We start from the raw sequence: 15,943 nt of genomic DNA on the forward strand, positions 1-15,943 counted from the left end.
GGGCGTTCCCACGGGGGCATCCCAGGTGCGGCCCCGTGAGCAGCGATTAGCGTAGTCGGCATGCCTGATGAACCACAGCCGGGGCCGGACGACGACTTCCAGGAGATGCTGCGCAAGCTGCTCTCGGGCGAGGGGCAGATCGACCCGTCGCAGCTCGCCGGTGCCGCCGGTCTGCCGAACGATCCGGCCTCCGTGGCGAACCTGATGAGCCAGCTCCAGCGTGCCGCGCAGTCCGGCGGTGACGGCATCGACTTCTCGGCCACCGCCGAACGCGCCACCGCGATCGCTCGGGACGGCGGCCACCCCGTCGACCCGGCCACCTCGCAGGCGGCCGACCAGGCCTTCCAGGTCGCTGCACTGTGGCTCGACGAGGTCACGACCGTCGCCGAGCTGACCGCGACCCCGAGCCTCTACACGCGTGAGCAGTGGGCCAAGGCGACCGTCCCGGTGTGGACGCAGATCGCCGAGCCGGTGGCCTTCAGCATCGCCGATGCCCTGACCGAGGCGATCGACCAGCGTGCTCCCGAGCAGCTCAAGGCGATGCTCGGCGACGTCTCGAAGGCGATGCGCGGCATCGGCGGGGCACTGTTCGCGATCCAGCTCGGCCAGGTCGTCGGGCAGCTGTCGAAGGAGGTCGTCTCCGGCGGTGACGTCGGCGTGCCGCTCCTCGACGAGCAGGTCGCAGCGCTCCTGCCCCAGAACGTCGCCGAGTTCGCCGAGGGCCTCGACGTCTCCGAGGACGAGGTCCGCATCTACCTCGCGGTCCGCGAACTCGCCCACGCCCGGCTCTTCCGGTCGGCACGGTGGCTCCGCCTGCACATCATCTCGTCCATCACGGACTACGCGCGGGGCATCCACATCCCCTTCGACCGCGTCGAGGAACTCGCGGCCGACATCGACCCGACCAACCAGGAGCAGCTGCGCGACGCACTCGCCTCGGGTGCCCTCATCCCGCCGCGGACCGCCGAGCAGGACGCCGCGCTCGCCCGGCTCGAGACGATGCTCGCCCTGGTCGAGGGCTGGGTGGACACGGTCACCGCCGCGGCCACGGTCCGTCTCCCCAAGGCCGGAGCGATCGCCGAGATGGTGCGCCGTCGCCGTGCGGCCGGCGGCCCGGCCGAGTCGGCGTTCGCGACACTCGTCGGCCTCGAGCTGCGTCCGCGTCGTCTGCGTGAAGCCGCCGCGATGTGGCAGCGGGTGACCGACGAGCTCGGCGCCGAACAGCGTGACGCCCTCTGGTCGCACTTCGACCTGGTGCCGACCTCGGACGACGTCGACGCACCCGATGCCCTCGTCGCACGGCTGCGGAACCCGTCCCAGACCGACGAGGACGACGCGTTCGACAAGGCCCTCGAGGACCTGCTGAACGACTCGACCGGTGCGCGTCCGCACGAGGACGAGTCCGGCCGCGTGGCCGACGACACCGAGGGTGGAGCGGGCGACGAGCCCGGAAACGACACGGGCGACCAGCCCCGCTGAGTTCTCCACAGATCCCTCTTGTGACCCCACGCGAGCCGCACACTCCGGCACCGTGGGGTCATGGGCATCCGCATCGATCCGACGCTCGAGTTCGTCTGGCGTGACCCCGCCACGGTCCAGCTCGGGGTCGATCCTCCACGCGCCGTCGTCGCGGTGCCCACCACGGGGGAAGAACGGTTCCTCAACGGTCTGCGACGCGAGACCGGGCACGACGTGCTTTCCGGGCTCGCGGCCGCGTCGGGGTGTTCCCCGGAACGTGCTGCCGGGGTGCTCGGTGCCGCGTCGCCCGCGGTGGTCGAGGTCCTGCCCGAGCCGCTCGAACGCATCGAGGTGCACGGCGCCGGTGTCCTCGCCGACGCCGTGGCGACGTTCCTGTCCGGCGAGGGCGTGACGGTCAGCCGCACCACCGCGCCCGCCGGAGGCCCGATCGTGCTGCCCGAGCCCGAACCACGCCTGGCCGTGGTGGTGGCCGACCACGTCGTCGACCCGGCGCTCCGCGCCGCGTGGACCCGCCGGGGTGTGCCGCACCTGGCGGTCGTCGTCGGCGACGGACGCGTCCGTCTCGGTCCGTTCGTCGTGCCGGGAGCCGGGCCGTGCCTCCAGTGCGCTGAGTACGCGCGCGTCGACGACGACCCGGCCTGGCCGGCCATCGCCGCCCAGGTGTGGGGGCGGCACCCGACACCACTGTCACCGTGGCGGTCGGCGGCGGTGGCCGCCGCCACGACGCGGATGCTGCTGGAACGGCTCCCGCTCCGGACGCAACGAGCCGACCCCGACCAGCTCGTCTTCGAGCGCGACGACCTGTCGGTCAGCCGTTCGCCGGTCCGGCCCCATCCGCGGTGCGCGTGCCGAGCGCTGCCAGGAACCGACTCGGAGCCCGGGCTCCCCCACGCGTGGAGCCCTGTTGCGACCACGTGATCGTGACGGAACGGCGGGCTCGGGTCAGCCCGACGTAGAACAGGCGTCGTTCCTCGTCCACCTCGGTGTCGGTCGACGCGTGCGAGATCGGCAGGAGCCCCTCGGCGGCGCCGGCGATGACCACGTGCGGCCACTCCAGACCCTTCGACGAGTGCAGCGTCGCGAGCGTGACGGCGTCAACCTCGGGCTCGTGGTGCGTCGCCGCACGGTCGACCAGGTCCTGCGTGAACTGCTGCATCGTCGTGCCGGCGGGGGCGTCCTCGGCCAGGCCCATGATCGCCTGCAGCGCTTCCCACTGCTCGCGGACTGCGCCGGTGCCCTCCGGCGGCGTCTCCGTCCAGCCGCTCACCTGCAGCACCAGCCGGACCCGTCGGGTCAGCTCGTCGTCGGTCTGCCGGATCGCCTCGCCGCGCATGTGGTGGACGGCGAGCTTGACCTCCGGGCGGTTGAAGAACCGGGTGCCGCCCTGCACGCGGTAGGGGATGCCGTTCCGGCCGAGGGCGGACTCGAGCGCAGCGGACTGCGCCCCGACGCGGAAGAGCACGGCGCAGTCCCCGTAGGACGCTCCGGCCCCGACGAGCTCGGCGATGCGCCGGGCGATGGTCTGTGCCTCGTCGCCGTCGTGGACGCAGGCCAGCACGACCGGTTCCGGGCCCGGTTCCTGGCTCTGGGCCATCAGGTCGAGCGCGCCGGGCTGGCCGCGCATCAGCGTGTTGGCAGCGGACACGACCTCGCGGGTGGAGCGGTAGTTCCGCTCGAGGCGCAGGACCGACCCGCGCGGGAACTCCGAGCCGAACCCGAGCAGGTAGTCGCTCGAGGCGCCGGCGAACGAGTAGATGGTCTGACTGGCGTCGCCGACGACGCACAGGTCGTCACGGCCGCCCAGCCAGGCCCGCAGCAGGTCGTGCTGCACGGGCGAGACGTCCTGGTACTCGTCGACGACGAAGAACCGGTACTGCTGCCGTACGTACGACGCCACGCGGGGCTCGGACTCGACCATGCCGAGGGTCGCCAGCAGGACGTCCTCGAAGTCCAACTGCCGCCGGTCGTCCTTCAGTCGCTCGTACGCCTTCATCAGGTCGATGACCCGGCGCGGCGTGGTGTCGCGCGGCATCACCCGGTCGGCGGCGGCGGCCTCGTACTCGTCGAGCGAGAGCATCTGCACCTTGCGCCACTCGACCTCGGCGGCCAGGTCGCGGAGCACCGGGGTGTCGACGTTCATGCCGACCGTGTCCGCGGCGTGGGCGATCATCCGCCCCTTGGACTCGACGATCTTGGGGGCGTGCCCGCCGACGGTGTCCGGCCAGAAGTAGCTGAGCTGCGCCATCGCCGCGGCGTGGAAGGTGCGCGCCTGGACCGTCCCGGCCCCGAGCGCGCGCAGGCGCGACCGCAGTTCGCCTGCGGCACGGGTCGTGAAGGTCAGCGCGAGGACGTGGTTCGGCGCGTAGGTCCCGGTGGCGACGCCGTAGGCGATCCGGTGCGTGATCGCGCGGGTCTTGCCCGTCCCGGCGCCGGCGAGCACGGCGACCGGACCGAGCAGGGTGCGGGCGACCGTCCGCTGCTCGGCGTCGAGCGCGGCGAGCAGTTCGTCGGGCGACGGCGGCCGGGGCTCGACTGCCCCGGCACCCGTTGCACCGCGCGGACCGGTGACGCTCACGGCAGGTCCAGCGGCCCGCCGTACCACTCCTCGATGATGGCGCGGGCGATCGAGGTGCGTCCCGGCAGCAGCAGGGTGTCGCCGGCGCGCTCGCGGATCTCGTCGCGCGAGAACCACCGGACGTCCAGGATCTCCACGCCGTCGGGGCGGGCGGTCGTCGGGTCGCCGCCGGCTGCGCGGGCACGGAAGCCCACCATCAGCGACGCCGGGAACGGCCACGGCTGCGAGCCGAGGTACTCGGGCTCCTCGACACGGACGCCGGACTCCTCCCAGACCTCGCGGCGGACGGCGTCCTCGAGCGACTCCCCCGGCTCGACGAACCCGGCCAGCAGCGAGTACCGGTCGGCGTCCCACGCGGCGTTGGAACCGAGCAGGATCCGGTCGTCGGCGTCGACGACCCCGACGATGATCGCCGCGTCCGTGCGCGGGAAGAGGTCGTGCCCCTCGGGGTCGCGGCGGACCCATCCGCCGCTCACGACGGCGGTGGGCGACCCGGTGCGCGGCGAGAAGCCGTGCACGGCGTGCCAGTTGGCCATCGCGACGGCTTCGACCGCCAGGCCCTGGTCGCGCGGCGAGAGCTCGGTGCCGAACATCCGGAGGCTCTGCCAGGCGTCGTCGTCGGGTTCGATGGCGGTGGCCGTCGAGCTGTCGATCAGGGCGGCGACGAAGCGGGTACCCGCCGGGGCATCGGCGGCGTCCGACACCGCACGGCCGAGGTACAGGGTCACGGTGTCGACCGGGATCTCCGTCGCGGTCACGAAGCGCAGGGTGCCGTCGGCGTTCCGGAGCATCTCGGCACCACGCACCGGCAGGTACCGGGTGTGCTCGTCCTCGCGCAGGACCCGCTCGACGTCGTCGGTCGTGCGGAACTCGGCGTCGCGGTCGAGTTCGTTGCGGGAGAGCGGGAGCCGGGCGGCGAACTCGACGGTCACGGCGGGAGAGCTCCTCGGATCGGGTGCGGACGTGCAGGAGACGTGCGGTGGGCGTGCGGGCCGCCGAACAGCGTGGCGTGCAGCCGTGCACGCGTCACGCGCCTACCCTGAGGGGCATGGCGGGATCCCAGTTCACTCTAGCCGCGTTGGCGACGACGGCCGTTCCAGGTCTCCTCGTCACGGGCACGCGCACGCTCGGCTCAGCCGCGGCCGGCGACTACGAGTCGGCGCTCCTCCGCGACGCCGACGGCACCGAGATCGTCATCCGCCGCCCCCGGAACCAGCGCGCCGAGGCGCGGCAGTCGGCCGACCTCGTCGCCATCCGCGCGCTGAGCGCCGGCATCCGCACGCGCCTGCCGTTCGGCGTCGCCGAGTACCGCGGCCAGGCGCCGATCGGGTCGACGCGCGCCATCGTCACGACGCGGCTGGCCGGAGCTCACCCGACCCTCGCGTCGCTCGTCGAGCGCCCCGACCTCGCCACCAGCGTCGGCCGTGCCCTCGCCGCGATCCACCAGCTGCCGACGAGCTTCGTCTCCGACGCCGGCCTGCCGTCGCTCACGCCGTTCGAGGTGCTCCGGTCCGCCGTCTCGGTGATGGACCGCGCCGTGGCGACCAAGCTCGTCCCCGCCGCGCTCGTCGAACGCTGGGAGGGTGCCGCCCGCGACCAGCAGCTCTGGCAGTTCACGCCGACCGTCGTGCACGGTTCGCTCGGCACCGGCGCCCTGCTCGTCGACGGCGACGCGGTGACCGGGATCCTCGACTGGGGCGAGCTGCGGCTCGGCGACCCGGCGAAGGACCTCGCCTGGGTGCTCGCCGGCCGCCGCGACGCCTTTGACACCGTCCTCAGCGCCTACGAGGCGAACGGCGGCGGACGCGACCGCCAGCTCGCACAGCGTGCACGCGTGCACCACGAACTCGAGACGGCGCACTGGCTGCTGCACGGCGTCCAGGCGAAGAGCACCGAGGTCGTCGACGACGCCGTCGCGATGATGCACCGCCTGGTCGACGCGGTGCACGCCCCGAGTGCGGAACCACTGCAGTCCGTGTCACCCGAGACGATGGAGATCGGCGAGGTGGAGCAGCTGTTGTCCTCCACCGAACGCCGCCACGGCTGACGCTTCGTGAGCAGGAATGGTCGGGTCGCTGCGGCGCACCCGACCATTTCTGCTCACCAAGGTGCGGTAGGAGTCGTGGACGCGACCGCCTGGAGGCCCGGCGCGGGTCCGGCGGACCGGCACCGGGCCTCCAGGTCGGAGCGCGACACGGGCGGAGCGCGACACGGGCGCAGCGCGACACGGGCGCAGCGCGCGCGACGGGCGCAGCGCGCCCGCAGGACGTCAGCCGATGGCCTCGGACCACGCACGCTCGAGTCCGGCGCGGTCGAGCAGCTCGGTCGGACGGACCTCCAAGTCGTCGGCGACGAAGTAGAACACCGCGTCGACCTGGTCGAGCGGTCGCCCGGTGAACTCGGCGTAGGCGACGCGGTACAACGCGAGCTGCAGGGTGCGGCGGGCCAGGTCGTCCGCCCCCGACGGCGCCTTGCCCGTCTTCCAGTCGACCACCTCGGCGCGCCCGTCGATCTCGTACACAGCGTCGAGCTTGCAGACCACGCTGTGGCCGAGGAACGGGATGTGGATCTCGCGCTCGACCTCGATCGGCGTCAGCCCCGCCCACCGTGAGCCGGCGAACGTCGCCTGGAAGTCCGCGAGTCGACGGGCGTCGTCGTCGGTGACCACGGCGTCCGGCGACGAATCGGCGAGGTCGTCGGCATCGAGGTCGAGCTCGCCGTCCCACACGTCGAGCGTCTCGAGCGCGCCGCCGCTCCGTGCCCGCTGTTCCACCCACTGGTGGAACAGCGTGCCGAGCCGAGTGGCGCGGTACGGGCGCTCCGGCATCGGCCGGCGGAGCCGCTCGGCCACGGAGTCGGGTTCGGTCAGGTAGTCCTTGAAGCCCGACGCCGGGACCCGGTGCGGGACGGCGACCGCGTGCTTCGCGTTCCGGGTGGCGTGCCGTTCGGCGAGCAGCAGGTCGATGTCGGCGGCGAAGCGCCCCGCAGCACCGGGGTTCGCGTTCCGCACCCGCTCGGCGGCAGCCAGGACCCGCGGCGCACGCTGCCCGAACGGCACGTGCGGCCAGGTCTGGGTCGCGCCGCTCTCCCCCATCGGGTTCTCGTCGTGCACCGTCGTCTCCGGGATCGCCGCGCCGTCGATGACGCCGGCGTCCACCAGGTCGCGCAGGTATCGGCTCGGCTCGGTGGGTCGGACTCCGCCCGCCCAGAACGAGCCGGACACCAGCAGGTCGTGCTTGGCACGGGTCAGGGCGACGTAGGTCAGCCGGCGTTCCTCGTCCTCGTTGCGGGCCTTCACCTGTTCCTTGAAGGCGTCGATCGCCGTGGTGACGTCCTTCTGGGTCTCCTGCCCGCGCCATGCGAGTCGCGGCAGCTCGGCGGCGTCCCCACGGAACTCGTACGGCAGTCGGCCGAACCCGAGCCAGCCGGACGAGCCCTCCTGCGGACGCGCCGGCAGGCCGCCCTCGACCATCCGGGGCACTGCGACGGCGTCCCACTCGAGCCCCTTGGACCCGTGGATCGTCAGGATCTGCACGGTGCCGGCCTCGGGCTCCTCGGACCGCGGGCCCATGTCGTCCCGTCGGGCTGCGGCGTCGATCCACCCGAGGAACGAACCGAGGTCGGCGCGGTCGTCGGTCGACACGAAACCGGCGAGCTCGTCGATGAAGGCGTCGAGGTACGCGCCGCTGCCCTGTTCGTGCGCGGCGACCTCGATGTCGAGTCGCATCTCCTGCACGACGAGCGTCACGAAGTCGACCAGGTCGCTCCCCGCGCGTGAGCGGAGCATCGCGAGCTGCCCGCCGAGCGCACGCATCCGGCTGCGACCCGCGGGGGTGATGCCCTCGAGCGCGCCGTGCTCGTCGGGTGCGGTCGCGACGAAGTCGAGCGCGTCGACGATCGACCCGTGCTCCCCGGCAGCCACCGAGGCACGGAAGGCCGCGGTCAGGTCGTCGTCGAGGCGCTGCTGGGTGTGGTCGCGCTGGAACAGCCACCGGGCGAGCTGGTGCAGGGCGACGATGTCCGCCGCCCCGACCCGCCACCGTGCACCCGCGAGCAGCCGGATCAGGTCGTTGCCGGCCGCCGGGTCGTGCAGGACGCGCAGGCACGCCACCAGGTCGACGATCTCCGGACGCTGGAGCAGTCCGCCGGTGCCGAGCACGTGGTACGGCACCCCACGGGCACCGAGCGCCGCCGTGAACGCCGCGAGGTCCTTCCGAGCCCGCAGCAGCAGCGCCATCGAGCCCGCCGGGTTCTGCCTGCGGTGGTCCTGGAACCACGCCGCGACCTCGTCGGCCTCTTCCGGCAGGGTCTCGGGGAACACCACCCGCACGGTGCCGGCGTCCGCACCCGGCCGGGGCGAGAGCCGTTCGACGTCGACCTCGGACGCCTCGGACAGCGGTGACACGATCGCGTTCGCCCCCGCGAGAACGTCCACCGGGTTCCGCCAGCTGGTCGACAGCGCGAAGGTGACGGGTTCGGCCACGCCGGGTTCGTCGCCGCCGAAGTCGTGCGGGAACCGGGCGAGGTTCGCGGCACTCGCACCGCGGAACCCGTAGATCGACTGGTGCGGGTCGCCGACCGCCATCACCGAGTGCCCGCGGAACAGCCGGGCGAGGAACCGGGTCTGCACGACCGAGGTGTCCTGGTACTCGTCGAGGAGCACCACCCCGTACCGGCTCCGCAGGTCCGTGACGACGCGTGGGGCCGACTGGGCCGCGGCGAGCGCGAGGGCGATCTGGTCGGAGAACTCCACGAACCCGCGGTCGACCTTCTGTCGTCGGAACTCGGCGACCAGGTCGGCCAGGGGTTCGAGGGCGCCGATCGCGGCGACCGCGTCGGTGATCGCCTTGTACGGCTTGCCGCGGTTGCCGGGGAGTTCGAGCAGCTCCGAGAACTCGATCGCGAACCGGCGCAGGTCCTCCGGCTCGACGAGGTGCTCCGAGGTGGCACCGGCGAGCGCGACCACGGCTGCGGTCAGGGTGTCGACGTCGCGGTCGAGTCCGGCGAGCCGGTCGTCGCGGGCGGCCACCACCACCCGACGGGCGAGCTGCCAGGCCGACGGTTCGGTCAGTACCTGGGACTCGCCGTCACGCCCGACGAGCAGGGCGTTCTCGCGGAAGACCGCGTTGGCGAAGGCGTTGTACGTCGAGACCGTGGGTGCCTCGAAGGCGTCCCCGGGGGTGATCAAGCCCACGTCCTCGAGCGCACGGATGCGGTCGTTGATGCGGACGGAGAGCTCGCCGGCGGCCTTGCGGGTGAAGGTCAGTCCGAGGACCTCGTCGGGGCGGACGAGTCCGTTGGCCAGCAGCCAGACGACGCGCGAGGCCATCGTCTCGGTCTTCCCGCTGCCGGCACCGGCGACGACCAGCGCCGGCACGAGCGGTGACTCGATGACGGCGCGCTGCTGGGCGGTGGGACGGGGGCGGCCGAGGGCGTCGGCGATGGCGTCGGCGCCGTGCTGGATGACGGGCGGAGCAACAGCAGTCGTGTCGGCAGCAGTAGCCGTGCCGGTCGTGTCCGCCGTGTCGGTCGTGTCCGCCGTGTCGCTCACCAGGTCACCTCCGCCACCACGTGGATCCGGCACTCGACACCGGTCCGGGCCTTCTCGCAGTGGTCGTCCACGTTCGCCACGAACGTGCGTCCGGCCATGCCCCGCGCCACCCCGTGCAACCGCTCGCGGTAGGCCTCGCGCGCCTCGGCGTCGAACGCGTGCTGGGTCCGCTCGGAGTACGCCTGTCCGCCCCGGGGGTTCTGGACGAAGACCAGCCGGGCGTCGGTCATCGGCGACCCCGCCGGCACACCCTCGACCGCGCCGTCCTCGACCGCGAGTTGGTAGGCGCCGAGCTGCGGGTGTTCCGGCATGTCGTTCTTCTCGCTGGGCATCGAACGGCCGGTCTTCAGGTCGACGACGCTCACCCGCCCCTCGGGGTCGACCTCGATGCGGTCGATGCTCCCCCGGATCCGGGCGGGCCCGGTCACGAGCGCGAACGAGGTCTCGGCGCCGAGCAGTCGGCGGCCGGCGCTGGCGAAGGTGCGGAGGTAGTCGCTCAGCCCCTCGATCATCCGCCGGGTCCGGGCACGTTCGCGGTCGGCGACCCAGGGCGACTCGAACGTGAGCTCGTCCCACCGCGCCTCGACCCGCTCCCACAGCGACTCGACGTCGATCTCGGTGGCGTGCTCCATCGCTTCGTGCACGATCGTGCCGATGCCCATCGCCGGGCTCGGGGCACCGCCGCCGAAGGTCTGCGCGAACCAGTGCACCGGGCACTCCTCGAAGGTGCCGATCCGCGACGGCGACACGGATACTGCCGGGGCGACGGGCTCGCCGCCCTCGACCTCGGGCGCGGGCTCGGCGTCGAGGTCCACCAGGGGGTCGTCCGTGGTCGGCTCGGCGAGCCCGTACCACTCGTCCGGGTCCGCCCCGGGGACCTCGGCCTCGGCCAGGCGGGCCAGCGCGGACGCGGCCTCGTGGTCGCCGGAGCCCACCACGCGGCGGCGCAGCGACCCGGCGAGCCCACGCAGGGACAGCGGGTGGACGGTCGGCTGACGGTCCGGCGGCACCGGGACGAGCCGGACGAAGGGTGACGGCGACTCGTCGTCGTTCGCGACCGTGCCGATGACGACCTGGGTGGTGGCGCGCGAGACGGCCCGGGCGAACAGCCGGAGTTCGTCGGCGACCACGGCGGCACGGTCGTCGATGGGCGAACGCTCGACCCCGGCGGCAGCGCGGACCAGTCCGTCCGGGTCGAGCAGACTGCCGCGCACCCGGGTGTTGGGCCAGACGCCGTCCTGCAGACCGAGCACCACGACCACGTCGCACTCGAGCCCGATCGTCGCCGACGGCGTCAGAACCCGCACCCGGCCGGCGGTCCGGTCGGGTCCGATCGAGTCCTCCGGTAGGTCGGCGCCGAGTAGGTCGTCGACGAAGACCCGCGCGGGGGCGTCCGGCGTACGCTCGACGAAGCGCTTGGCGGCGGTGAAGAGGCCGACGACGGCGTCCAGGTGCCGATCGGCTTCCCCGGCGCCGACCCCACCGGCGGCGGACTGGGCGCCCCATGACTTCGCGAGACCGCTGCGTTCCCAGAGGCCCCAGAGGATCTCCTCGATGCTCGATCCCGCCTGGGCGTCGGCACGCGCCTGCACCAGGCTCCGGGCCAGCCGGGTCGCTCGTCGTGCGAACCCGGCGTCCACCGTCGCCAGGCGCTCCGGTGCGCCCAGGGCATCGACCAGCAGTTCGTCGGCGGTGCGGCTGCCGTCGCCCGCGAGTTCCTCGCGCCGCAGGGCGAGCCGGAGCCGACGCATCGCCAGGGTGTCGAGGCCGCCGAGGGGCCCCGTGGCGAACGCGGTGGCCAGGGCGGCGTCGAGCGGCAGGACGTCGAGCGCCACCGCGGCCGCGTCGAGCAGCGCCCGCGCCGCCGAGTCGTCGCGCGGACGGACGGGCGCGGCACCGGCGGTCGCCGGGACCTCGGCCACGGAGAGTGCCCGGACGAGTTCGGGGATGGCAGCACCGCTCCGGGTGACCACGGCCATCCGGTGCCACGGCACACCGTCGAGCAGGCGGTGTTCGCGCAGTCGACGGGCGATCGCCACGACGAGCGCGGAACGGCTGGCGGCTTCGAGGTGCACGACGGCGTCGGACCGCGCATCCTGGTCGCCCGCCGACGCGCTGCGCTGCCGACCGGCCGCCGCGGTGCCGATGCGACCCGTGACGCCGGTGATCAGGGCACGGATCGGGGCGGGGTGCCGGTGCACGGCGCCGAGGAACAGCTCGTCGACGCGGTCCACCCCGAGGCGCACGGCCAGTCGACCGAGCACGTCCGGTTCGGCGCCGCGGAACGCCGAGGCGGCGATGTCCGGATCCCCGAAGGCGACGACCTGCACGCCGGAGCGCGCGAGTGCCCCGAGCAGCGCGATCTCACCCTCCACCAGTTCCTGCGTGTCGTCGACCACGACCAGGCGCAGGGCGGCGATGCTCGCGGGGAGCTCGTGCCGCAGCACCGCGGCGGTGGCGTACGCCACGAGTTCGCCGGAGTCGAGTCCGGTCGGTCGGAACGCGGTGACCGATGCCCGGTAGTCGTCCACGAAGTCCCCGACGGCCCGCCACTCGGGCCGTCCGAGCTCGTCGCCGAGTTCCCGCATGTCGTCGGGCTCGACGCCGGCGGCCACCGCACGCATCATGACGTCGCGCAGGGCGGTACGGAACCCCGCTCGCTCCCGGACGACGGCGGTGATCGGGTCGGGCCAGGTCGGTCCGGCTCCGTCGAGTTCGTGGCCGGCGAGCAGGTCGGCGATGATCCGGTCCTGCTCCCCGCCGGTCAGCAGCGTCGGGGGTTCCTGTCCCTGCACCGACGCCGCGTGGGTGACGATCTGGAACGCCAGCGAGTTCACGGTGCGGGCGAGTGCACCCGGCACGACCCGGTCGACCGCCCGAGCGAGCCGGTCGCGCAGCGCCGTCGCGGCCGTCCGCGCCGAGGTCAGGGCGAGCACCGTCGCGTGGCCGTCGGGGGTGATCGCGTCGGGTCGGGTCAGCCGGTCGGCGACGAGCCGCGCGAGCGTGGTCGTCTTGCCGCTGCCCGGCGCACCGATCACCGCGGCGTGAAGACCGTCCGGCAACGCGAGCACCGCGGCCTGCGAGGGGTCGTCGACCAGTGCGCGCGCGAACCCGGTGTCCTCGGGAGCGGGCATCAGCGTGGTCTGCGGCACGCTCGTACGGTACCCAGGACCGCCGACAGCACCGCTGCTGACGCGCGGGGCACCGGTCGTCACGCCGTCGAGTGCGCCCGCGGCGAACGCCCGATGCCGCACGGGACCGCTCGGATACGCTGTGCTCGTGGACATCAAGATCGGCATCATCAACAGCCCCCGCGAGATCGCCTTCGAGACCGCCCAGACCGCGGACGAGGTCGAGAAGGCCGTGTCCGAGGCGCTCACCGCCAAGTCGACGCACCTGTCGCTGCAGGACGACAAGGGCCGTCGCTTCATCGTCCCCGTCTCGGCCCTGGCGTACGTCGAGGTCGGCGCGGAAGAGGCACGGCGCATCGGCTTCGTCGCCTGACGACGTGGAACTGCTCTTCGCCGTCCTCGGCGGCATCATCATCGGTGCGGTCGCGCACGTGATCCTGCCGTGGCGGTCGAACCGTGGCGTGCTCGTCGGCCCAGCGGTCGGCGGCATCGCCGCAGCAGTGCTCTGGGAAGCGCTGACCTGGGCCGGGTGGCGGTACGACGGCACCTGGATCTGGGTCGTGGCCCTCGTGGGGTCCGGCGTGGTCGTCCTCGTCGTCGAGTGGCTCCTCGGCACGCAGCGCGACAAGCGCGACGCCGAGTACTACGAGCAGCTCAAGACGCGCGGCGCCTGACGCTCGACCGCTCAGGCCGTCAGCCCGAGCGCATCCATCCGTCGGGTGTGCGCGGCGATGAGTTCGGTCCAGACCGGCTCGAGCCGCTCCTGGTCCTCTCGGGCGTGCGACGCCAGCGCCGACCGGGCGACGAGCAGGGTGTCGCCCACCAGACGGCGTCCCCACATCGCCAGACGCGAACCGATCTGCGGGTCGTCCTCGATGTGAGCCGTCAGCTCCTCGACGACCGCCGCTTCCTCGCGCGCGTCGAACACCGACCGCAGTCGCTGCCGCACGTCGAGCGGCAGCGAGCGAAGCAGGTTGCCGAACAGGTCGTTCAGGATGCCGGCCGTCACATAGCCGGTCAGCATCGACTCGTACCAGTCGGCGCCGCTCGTCCGTTCGAGGAACAGGTCGATCGCCTCGCGGTGCGGGGCCATCAGCGCCGCCGGGTCTCCGCCGCTGCGCTCGATCTCGGCCACGATCGTGCGGTGCCGCTCGAGCGCCGTGGTCGCGAGGACCCCGGTGACCAGACGGCCGGAGAGCGTCGGGGCCGAAGCACCGGCTCGTCCCATCGTCTCGTAGACGGAGAGCTGCAGGTACGCGGCCTGCCCGAGGTAGACGTCGAGCTCCGGGGTGACGTCGTCGAGCGCGAGCCGCTTGACCTGCGCGGCTCCGCGCGGGTTCCGCGACGCGAGCCATGCTGCAGCGAGCTGCGCCGCGCGCTTCCGGTTCCACCACGAGACCACCCGACCAGCATAGAGGGCGCGCCCCGTGGGACCCGCCGGTCGCCCCGCTCGGCGCCCGGACCGGACCGCCCGACTCCCCGAAGCACCCCGCCGCGCCCCGGACTACGCGCCCGTCGGTAGACTGGCCCGGACTTCCACCAGAACTAAGGTGATTCTTTGACTTTCTCAGACCTCAACATCGACCAGGACATCGTCGATGCACTGGCCGGCAAGGGCATCATCGAGCCCTTCCCGATCCAGGAACAGACCATCCCGCTCGGCCTGACCGGCCAGGACATCATCGGCCAGGCCAAGACGGGTACCGGCAAGACGCTCGGTTTCGGCCTGCCGCTGATCCAGCGACTCGGTGCCGACCCGGCGCACGGCGTGAAGGCGCTCGTCGTCGTCCCGACCCGTGAACTCGCGGTCCAGGTCACCGAGGACCTCGAGCTCGCGGCCTCGAACCGTCCGACCACGGTCGTCTCGATCTACGGCGGCAAGGCCTACGAGGGCCAGGTGGAGCAGCTCAAGGCCGGTGCCCAGATCGTCGTCGGCACGCCCGGGCGACTCATCGACCTGCAGCGGCAGCGGCTGCTCGACCTCTCCCACGTGCAGGAGGTCGTGCTCGACGAGGCCGACCGCATGCTCGACCTCGGGTTCCTGTCGGACATCGAGCGCATCTTCCAGGCCGTCCCCGAGGTGCGGCACACGATGCTGTTCTCGGCGACGATGCCCGCGCCGATCGTCGCCCTCGCCCGCCGGTTCATGAGCCGTCCGGTGCACATCCGGGCGACCGACCCGGACGAGGGCCTCATGCAGGCCAACATCAAGCACCTCATCTACCGTGCGCACTCCCTGGACAAGGACGAGGTCATCGCCCGCATCCTCCAGGCCGAGGGCCGCGGCAAGACCGTGATCTTCACCCGCACCAAGCGTGCCGCGGCGAAGCTCGTCGAGGAGCTGAAGGACCGCGGGTTCAACGCCGCAGCGGTGCACGGCGACCTCAACCAGGAGCAGCGCGAGCGCGCGATGGCGGCGTTCAAGGCCGGCAAGCGCGACGTGCTCATCGCCACCGACGTCGCCGCCCGCGGCATCGACGTGGACGACGTCACGCACGTGATCAACCACACGATCCCGGACGACCCGGACACGTACCTGCACCGCGCCGGCCGCACCGGCCGTGCGGGCAAGACCGGCATCGCGGTCACGTTCGTCGACTGGGACGACCTGCACAAGTGGACGCTGATCGACAAGGCGCTCGAGTTCGGCATCCCCGAGCCCGTCGAGACCTACTCGTCGTCGCCCCACCTGTTCGAGGAACTCGACATCCCCAAGGGCACCAAGGGCCGTCTGCCCGGCTCGTCGTCGCACGCCGCCTCGGCTGGCGCCCCCGTCGAGAAGCGCAGCAGCGACCGCCCGGCCTCGGGTTCGGGTTCGCGTGACGCGTCGCGTTCGCGGTCGCGCAGCCGCACCCGGTCAGGAGGCTCGGAGCAGTCCGCCCCGCAGGCTCCGGCCACCGAGTCGGTCGCCCCCACCACCGCGGCGGGCACCGAGGACGGCTCGGCCGTCGAAGGTGGTTCCACCGACGGCGCCGCGAAGCGTCGTCGCCGTCGCCGCCGTCGCGGAGCCGGCACCGGCGATGCCTCGGCGACCGCCTCGGCACCGCAGGGCACGTCGGACGGCGAGTAGCGCCTCCAGACCGAAGGGTCCGTCGCTGACGCGACGGGCCCTTCGTCGTCCCCGCCCGCCGGCTGCCCCGCGAGGGCGACAGATCGCCGCCAACTGTCAGCGGGGATCTGTCGCTTTCGCGGATGGGTCAAGCCGCG

11 protein-coding genes are annotated in these 15,943 nt (G+C 72.9%); 6 read left to right on the forward strand and 5 right to left on the reverse strand.

The window, feature by feature from the left end:
• The first annotated feature begins 60 nt into the window (after positions 1 to 60).
• Together DEJ01_RS05605 and DEJ01_RS05610 are read left to right on the forward strand one after the other, a co-directional pair.
• Positions 61 to 1,479: a zinc-dependent metalloprotease gene (locus DEJ01_RS05605; protein WP_111092436.1), complete on the forward strand. Its 1,419-nt coding sequence runs from the start codon at positions 61 to 63 to the stop codon at positions 1,477 to 1,479.
• A gap of 60 nt (positions 1,480 to 1,539) precedes the next feature.
• On the forward strand, positions 1,540 to 2,397 hold the full coding sequence (locus DEJ01_RS05610; protein ID WP_111092437.1) for a TOMM precursor leader peptide-binding protein: 858 nt from the start codon (positions 1,540 to 1,542) through the stop codon (positions 2,395 to 2,397).
• Here the strand turns inward: DEJ01_RS05610 and DEJ01_RS05615 are convergent.
• A complete protein-coding gene (locus tag DEJ01_RS05615) occupies positions 2,288 to 4,054 on the reverse strand; it encodes an ATP-dependent helicase (protein WP_181438366.1) in 1,767 nt (588 codons plus the stop codon). The genes DEJ01_RS05610 and DEJ01_RS05615 overlap by 110 nt on opposite strands.
• The gene (gene nudC, locus DEJ01_RS05620; RefSeq protein ID WP_111092438.1) at positions 4,051 to 4,986 is read right to left on the reverse strand and encodes an NAD(+) diphosphatase; all 936 of its coding nucleotides are present in this window, start codon (positions 4,984 to 4,986) and stop codon (positions 4,051 to 4,053) included. Before nudC ends, DEJ01_RS05615 begins: the two co-directional genes overlap by 4 nt.
• A 116-nt stretch (positions 4,987 to 5,102) precedes the next feature.
• On the opposite strand from nudC, the gene DEJ01_RS05625 reads away from it, so the two are divergent.
• The gene (locus DEJ01_RS05625; protein WP_111092439.1) at positions 5,103 to 6,101 is read left to right on the forward strand and encodes a phosphotransferase; all 999 of its coding nucleotides are present in this window, start codon (positions 5,103 to 5,105) and stop codon (positions 6,099 to 6,101) included.
• A 222-nt stretch (positions 6,102 to 6,323) separates the two neighbouring features.
• On the opposite strand, the gene DEJ01_RS05630 is transcribed toward DEJ01_RS05625, so the two are convergent.
• The gene (locus DEJ01_RS05630) at positions 6,324 to 9,605 is read right to left on the reverse strand and encodes an ATP-dependent DNA helicase (RefSeq protein WP_258375651.1); all 3,282 of its coding nucleotides are present in this window, start codon (positions 9,603 to 9,605) and stop codon (positions 6,324 to 6,326) included.
• Positions 9,602 to 12,757, reverse strand: a complete 3,156-nt coding sequence (locus DEJ01_RS05635; protein WP_181438367.1) for a UrvD/REP family ATP-dependent DNA helicase — start codon at positions 12,755 to 12,757, stop codon at positions 9,602 to 9,604. The genes DEJ01_RS05630 and DEJ01_RS05635 overlap by 4 nt, the downstream gene beginning before the upstream one ends.
• 127 nt (positions 12,758 to 12,884) lie before the next feature.
• On the opposite strand from DEJ01_RS05635, the gene DEJ01_RS05640 reads away from it, so the two are divergent.
• Both DEJ01_RS05640 and DEJ01_RS05645 read left to right on the forward strand, forming a co-directional pair.
• On the forward strand, positions 12,885 to 13,109 hold the full coding sequence (locus DEJ01_RS05640; protein WP_031259670.1) for a DUF3107 domain-containing protein: 225 nt from the start codon (positions 12,885 to 12,887) through the stop codon (positions 13,107 to 13,109).
• Positions 13,110 to 13,113: 4 nt separating this feature from the next.
• On the forward strand, positions 13,114 to 13,410 hold the full coding sequence (locus DEJ01_RS05645; RefSeq protein ID WP_111033226.1) for a hypothetical protein: 297 nt from the start codon (positions 13,114 to 13,116) through the stop codon (positions 13,408 to 13,410).
• A gap of 11 nt (positions 13,411 to 13,421) precedes the next feature.
• Here the strand turns inward: DEJ01_RS05645 and DEJ01_RS05650 are convergent, their stop codons facing one another.
• A complete protein-coding gene (locus tag DEJ01_RS05650; RefSeq protein ID WP_258367069.1) occupies positions 13,422 to 14,138 on the reverse strand; it encodes a ferritin-like domain-containing protein in 717 nt (238 codons plus the stop codon).
• Between the two features lie 156 nt (positions 14,139 to 14,294).
• On the opposite strand from DEJ01_RS05650, the gene DEJ01_RS05655 reads away from it, so the two are divergent.
• Positions 14,295 to 15,806, forward strand: coding sequence for a DEAD/DEAH box helicase (locus tag DEJ01_RS05655; protein WP_111092441.1), 1,512 nt, complete (start codon positions 14,295 to 14,297; stop codon positions 15,804 to 15,806).
• The last annotated feature ends 137 nt before the right edge of the window (positions 15,807 to 15,943 follow it).

It is taken from the genome of Curtobacterium sp. MCLR17_040, from assembly GCF_003234735.1.
Taxonomy (GTDB): Bacteria; Actinomycetota; Actinomycetes; order Actinomycetales; family Microbacteriaceae; genus Curtobacterium; species Curtobacterium flaccumfaciens.